The sequence below is a fragment of the Salinimicrobium terrae DSM 17865 genome (assembly GCF_000424665.1).
Classification (GTDB): Bacteria; Bacteroidota; Bacteroidia; order Flavobacteriales; family Flavobacteriaceae; genus Salinimicrobium; species Salinimicrobium terrae.
This window is the reverse complement of record NZ_KE384221.1, coordinates 350337-356454: the sequence shown is the minus strand read 5'-3', so window position 1 is coordinate 356454 and position 6118 is coordinate 350337. Positions and strand designations below refer to the sequence as shown.

4 protein-coding genes are annotated in these 6118 nt (G+C 38.3%); all 4 read left to right on the top strand.

Annotated elements, in window-relative coordinates; genetic code table 11:
- The first annotated feature begins 194 nt into the window (after positions 1 to 194).
- The 4 genes from H148_RS0113890 (at position 195) to gmd (ending at position 6085) form a co-directional block, all read left to right on the top strand.
- Entirely contained in the window at positions 195 to 1406 is a 1212-nt protein-coding gene (locus H148_RS0113890) for an ATP-binding protein (protein WP_037325256.1), read from the top strand.
- A gap of 1108 nt (positions 1407 to 2514) precedes the next feature.
- The gene (locus H148_RS18390; RefSeq protein WP_051286485.1) at positions 2515 to 3192 is read left to right on the top strand and encodes a porin family protein; all 678 of its coding nucleotides are present in this window, start codon (positions 2515 to 2517) and stop codon (positions 3190 to 3192) included.
- A 703-nt stretch (positions 3193 to 3895) separates the two neighbouring features.
- Positions 3896 to 4900: a mannose-1-phosphate guanylyltransferase gene (locus H148_RS0113870; RefSeq protein ID WP_029035338.1), complete on the top strand. Its 1005-nt coding sequence runs from the start codon at positions 3896 to 3898 to the stop codon at positions 4898 to 4900.
- Positions 4901 to 4966: 66 nt separating this feature from the next.
- Entirely contained in the window at positions 4967 to 6085 is a 1119-nt protein-coding gene (gene gmd, locus H148_RS0113865) for a GDP-mannose 4,6-dehydratase (protein WP_029035337.1), read from the top strand.
- The last annotated feature ends 33 nt before the right edge of the window (positions 6086 to 6118 follow it).

The following is a 6118-nucleotide window of genomic DNA, read 5'->3' as shown; positions in this document are numbered from 1 at the left end:
TGTATCGAGAACAACCACTCCCCAATTAACTAATCACTAATTCACCTTTCCCTTCAATTCGAGTGGCTTTCCAACTGCAGCGCAGGTGGGAAGATATATCAAGAACAACCAATCCCCAATTATTCAGTTATAAAAAGTTATAATTATAATTATAACTTTTCGTATTTTTGACCAACATTATAGTTATACCTTAAATGCAATTAAAATTTCCACCACACATCGAATTACGCGATCATTACCTTGAAAAGGTAAAACCTTTTATTGGGAAAGGAATAATTAAGGTGCTTACAGGACAACGGAGGGTGGGGAAAAGTTATTTACTCTTTCAGATTATCAGTTTTATTCAGAAGGAAACTCCCAATGCTCCCATCATCTATATAAATAAAGAAGATCTGGAATTTGATCACATAAAAACAGCCAGGGATTTACATGATTACGTTCTAAAAGAGAAATCCGGGACGGGAAAAACTTTCGTGTTCATAGATGAAATCCAGGATATCGAAAATTTTGGAACTGCTTTGAGATCTTTGCTGCTCCAGGCCGATCTGGATGTTTACTGTACAGGAAGCAATGCCAATCTATTATCATCGGATATCGCCGGACATCTTAGCGGTAGATATGTTGAAATTCAGGTTTTTAGTCTCTCCTATCCAGAGTTTCTTCAGTTTCATAAATTAGATTCAGGTGATAATAGTCTTGAGAAATATATGAAGTATGGCGGACTTCCCTATTTAATCAACCTGGAGCTCGAAGACACTATTGTTTTTGAATATTTAAAGAATATTTACGGGAGTATTGTCTATAGAGATATTATCAACAGGTACTCAATTAGAAATGTAGCTTTCCTCGAGCAGCTGGTATTATTCCTGGCTGCCCATACCGGCAGTATTTTTTCAGCAAAGAAGATTAGTGATTTTCTTAAATCCCAACGGGTAAAAATGGCTCCAAATCAGGTGCAGGTTTACGTACAGCATTTAGTCAATGCTTTCCTGATACATAGGGTTCCAAGATTTGACCTTGTAGAAAAACGCTTTTTTGAAATCGGGGAGAAATATTATTTTGAAAATCTCGGAATCCGTAATGGGCTCTGGGGTTACAGGTTGGAAGACAGAGGAAAAATAATGGAAAACATAGTTTATAATCATTTGGTCTATCAGGGATTTGAAGTACAGGTAGGGATCATGGGCAATAAAGAAATAGATTTTGTTGCTAAAAAATCAGGTGAAAAGATGTACATCCAGGTTGCTCTGAGTATCAACAATATCTCAACACTTGAGAGGGAGTTCGGGAATTTAAAAACCATTAAAGACAATTACCCGAAAGTTGTTATTACACTTGATTCCTTTTCAGGAAATACTGTAGAGGGAATTCCTGCAATGGACCTGGAGAGTTTTTTACTTTCGTAGTTTTAAGTTCTCAGTTCTCAGTTCTCAAATTAAAAAATGTCATTTCAACAGAGTATTTTCTTTTGAGAAAAAAAGAAAGTGCGACGAGAAAATCTCATCAATGGGAGGAGCTGAAAATTAGGACCAGAGTAAGAGTGAAAAATATCCTTGCATCCGTGGCTTTAATTTGAATAATTAATGATTAAAAGTTAATTGTTGTGGTTCTGTTTTAAATAGGTATTTCATCAATTAATCAATTTCCAATTAACTGACTAACCATTCCCTGAATACAATTTTCCGTTTTCACGTTTCCCGAATTAAAAGTTATCATTTTCGGCAGAGTACTTCTTTTTGAATTAAATTTTGTTTACTGCAGTAAACAACATTCAATTATATCTACTTAATTCAATAAGCAAAAAAGTGAATAGCTTTCAGGAAAAATATCACAGGGAAATACAAGAAATCTCTCTCGCCTTGTTAAGAAGCGAATTGGACAATATTTCATGGGAGACCCAGTTAATTGAAATCAAAGGTGCCAGAGGGGTTGGAAAGACAACCTTTATTCTGCAATATATCAAGAAAAACCTGCCACTCAATGATTAGTGAATAGGATTAGGGATTAGGGAATTCAATTAACCATTCCCCAATTAACCATTCCCAATCATTCCCCAATTAACCATTCCCAATCAGTTCGAGGCTTTCCAACTGCAGCGCAGGTGGGAAGATGTATCGAGAACAACCAATCCCCGTCAGTTCGAGTGGCTTTCCAACTGCAGCGCAGGTGGGAAGATGTATCGAGAACAACCATTCCCCAATTAACCATTCCTTGATAACCCATTCCTCCGCACCGGGAGTAGACAGAAAATTTGCTAAAGGGAGATTAAAATTTCTTCGAGAACCAGCTGTCGCAATAAGATATTAACCATCGAATCCAATCCAGTTGGCCCTCATATAAATCTCAAAAGATCCCAAGGTACGACAAGTAGATGTTTTTAATAGCTCTTTGATTGACTCTGCCCATTATTTTAGATCCTCTGTTCTCAAAACAAAAAATTATTAGTTCTAAACAATAAAATCCGTTTTGTTACGTTAATAACTGAATTAAAAATTTTAATTTTGCTAATTTTTTGTGAAAAACACATCAAAATATAAATCTTTTATCGTTTGGCTGCTGCTTCTTTGCAGTTATTCTCTTTGTTCCCAGGAATTTAGCCTCGGCTTGAAAGGAGGCATTAATTCCAGTATAAATAAAAGATCTGCAGAGGTTGTTGGAAATGCCGGTCGATTTTCTACAGATTCCCGGCTGGGATTTCAGGCAGGCACTTTTTTAGAGTTGGATTTTGACTTCTTCTTTTTACGTCCCGAAGTATTTTATAGTCGTGCGAGAGGAGAATTTCCTTTTCCCGATAATTCCTCTCTCTATACTCTTGATAAGATAAGTATCCCTCTTTTAGTAGGACTCAAAGTTTACAAAGATTTAGATTTCTACGCAGGTCCTGCCTATCAGTATTTTTTAAACTCTGAATTTGAAAATGCAACTTTGACAGGGACCTCAGAAGAATTGGAAAATCATCAGCTTTTTTGGGCCGGACAAATTGGATTAAAATATACCTTTTATAAGTTCGAAATTGATTTGCGTTACGATTTCACCTTTGACTCTAAAGACACGCAGAAAATTGATGTTTTTAATGTTATGAACGGAGCATCTTTCGACGATGGGCGTCTTAATCAATTTATGCTGAGTCTCAACTGGGAAATCTTCGACAGTGAAAATCCTTGGAGGAGAAAGCGAAGCTGCTATTTCTGATTAGTGATTAGTGATTAGTGATTAGTGATTAGTGATTAGTGAAAATAAAAAATACACAATTACCATTCCCTGATTAACCAATTAACTAACCCCCAATTCACCAATCCCCGTCAGTTCGAGTGGCTTTCCAACTGCAGCGCAGGTGGGAAGATGTATCGAGAACAACCATTCCCCAATAACCTATTCTCAATTAGCCAACTAGTTAACCAATCCAAAACTTTAACACTCCTGCCGTCCTAAAGATCTAAAATCTCCATAATTACCTGAAAATTAGACTTATGAAGAAATAAAATTATCATTTTTGCCCCAATTCTTACCACAATCGGTAACTAATCAAACGCTTTCGTAGCCTCTTACTAAAATGTGTTAATAATCTCCTAAAAATTTTAACACATAAGCCTTGAAAAAAGAAAGGTTAAGGGATATATTCGCAGCTTCAAACTGGCAATCAAACCCCTAAACAGGTTTTTTTGTATTTCATCGACTGATTCCATGTTAAATAATTGGGACTCAGAGCGGCGAAGCCGTGCCGGGCGCGGAGCTCCATTCAGGATTCAGAATTTAAAATTCAAGATTGTAAAGAAGTGACGGAGTAACGAAGTGATCAAGTCAAAACTAACTACATCACAGCGTCACAAGATCACAGCGTCACAACAAACTTTACTCAGCACTCCCAACTCCTAACTCATAACTAACTAAAAAAATGCCCTCCATAAAACACGTCCTTCTTACTGGTGGAATTGGAAGTCGCTTATGGCCGCTCAGCCGACAATCGCGACCAAAGCAATATTTGAACATCTTCTCCGACTCAAAAAGCCTTTTTGAATTGGCAGTGGAAAGAAATGCTCCGCTTACCGATCAACTTATTGTAGTTGGAAACCAGGGCAACAGGCAACTTTCTGAAGCTAGTCTACAAAAAATTGGAATTGAGGATTATGTGGATATCGTTGAAGCAACTCCCAGAAACACCGCACCCGCAATTGCTCTTGCAGCCTTTGCAGCTGAGCCGGAAGATATTCTGCTGGTAACTCCGGCAGATCACATCATCAAAGAAGGTCCTGAATACACTGTAGCTGTGCAGCAGGCAATTAACTTAGCTGAAGAAGGAAATATCGTAACCTTCGGGATTCAACCATCACGACCCGAGACAGGTTATGGCTACATTGAATTTGAGGGTAATGATGTGATTTGCTTCCGGGAAAAACCTAACACTGAGACAGCCAAGGACTTTATAGCTAAAGGCACTTTTCTTTGGAACAGTGGAATGTTCTGCTTTAAAGCCCGAGTATTTCTTGAAGAACTCCAAAAATATTCTCCCCAGGTATACACAAAATCTCTTTCTACATGGGAAAAGGCTCAAAACGGCCGACTTGAAACTTTATCCTCTCTTGAAATACCATCAATAAGTGTGGATTACGCAGTAATGGAAAAGAGCGAAAAAATGAAAGTCGTGTCTTCTAATTTTAAATGGAGCGACATGGGTAGTTTTGAAGCCATTTACGATTATCTCCGCGAACAGGGACACCCTGTAGATCTTGAAGGAAACATGGTCATTGGTTGTGAAAAATTCACCGCCTTTGTAGGCATGAAGAACAGCATCCTTGTCTGTACTGAAGATGCAAACCTGGTCCTGCAAAAAGAAGTATCTCAGGACGTAAAAAATATCTACCAAAAACTAGAACAGGAGCAATCTCTGCTCATTAATTAGAACAATCTGCGGAATCCGCCATAATCCGTGAAATCTTGTTTAAAATCTGTGAAATCAACGAATGAAATGAGTAAAAAAACAGCACTTATTACCGGCGTTACAGGTCAGGACGGAGCTTACCTGAGTGAATTTCTTTTAAAGAAAGACTACATCGTTCATGGGATCAAAAGAAGATCTTCCATGTTTAATACAGACAGGATAGACCACCTGTACCAGGATCCACATGAAGATCAAAGGAATTTTATTCTGCATTATGGGGATATGACCGACAGTACGAATCTTATCAGGTTGATCCAGGAGATCCAACCCGATGAGATCTACAACCTGGCAGCTATGAGTCATGTTGCTGTTTCTTTTGAACTGCCTGAGTATACAGGAAATGCTGACGGACTGGGAACACTAAGAATTCTTGATGCTGTACGTCTGCTTGGATTGGAAAAGAAAACCCGGATCTATCAGGCATCCACTTCTGAGTTGTACGGAAAAGTCCAGGAAGTGCCGCAAACGGAAACCACTCCTTTCTACCCTCGTAGTCCATATGCTGTAGCAAAAATGTACGCTTACTGGATCACTGTGAATTATCGCGAAGCCTATGGAATGTATGCCTGCAACGGGATCCTATTTAATCACGAATCTCCGTTAAGAGGTGAAACTTTTGTAACAAGAAAGATCACACGTGCAGCTTCGAGAATCGCTCTTGGTTTACAGGACAAATTTTATTTAGGAAATTTGGATGCGCAAAGAGACTGGGGACACGCAAAAGATTATGTTCGCATGATGTGGATGATCCTACAGGCAGAAGAAGCTGAAGACTGGGTGATTGCTACAGGGAAAACCACCCCGGTACGTGATTTTGTGAGAATGGCTTTTGGAGAAGTAGGAATTGAACTGGAATTCAAAGGCAGCGGAGCCGATGAAAGAGCATATGTAAAATCCTGTAGCAATCCTGATTTCCAATTAGAAGAAGGAAAAGAAGTTCTTGCCGTAGATCCAAAATATTTCCGCCCGACAGAAGTGGATCTTCTAATTGGAGATGCCAGTAAAGCTAAAAATAAATTAGGATGGGTTCCGGAATATGATCTTAAGTATCTTGTTAAGGATATGATGACTAGTGACGTTGAATTGATGAAAAAAGATCAGCACCTAAAGAAAGGTGGATACCAGGTTTTAAATTACTTCGAGTAATTTAAAAGATTACACAGATTAATACTGATTTAA

Bases quoted from the DNA above. Each gene is read 5' to 3' on its own strand.
- H148_RS0113870 (WP_029035338.1), top strand. From the start codon at position 3,896: ATGCCCTCCATAAAACACGTCCTTCTTACTGGTGGAATTGGAAGTCGC.
- H148_RS0113890 (WP_037325256.1), top strand. From the start codon at position 195: ATGCAATTAAAATTTCCACCACACATCGAATTACGCGATCATTACCTT.
- gmd (WP_029035337.1), top strand. From the start codon at position 4,967: ATGAGTAAAAAAACAGCACTTATTACCGGCGTTACAGGTCAGGACGGA.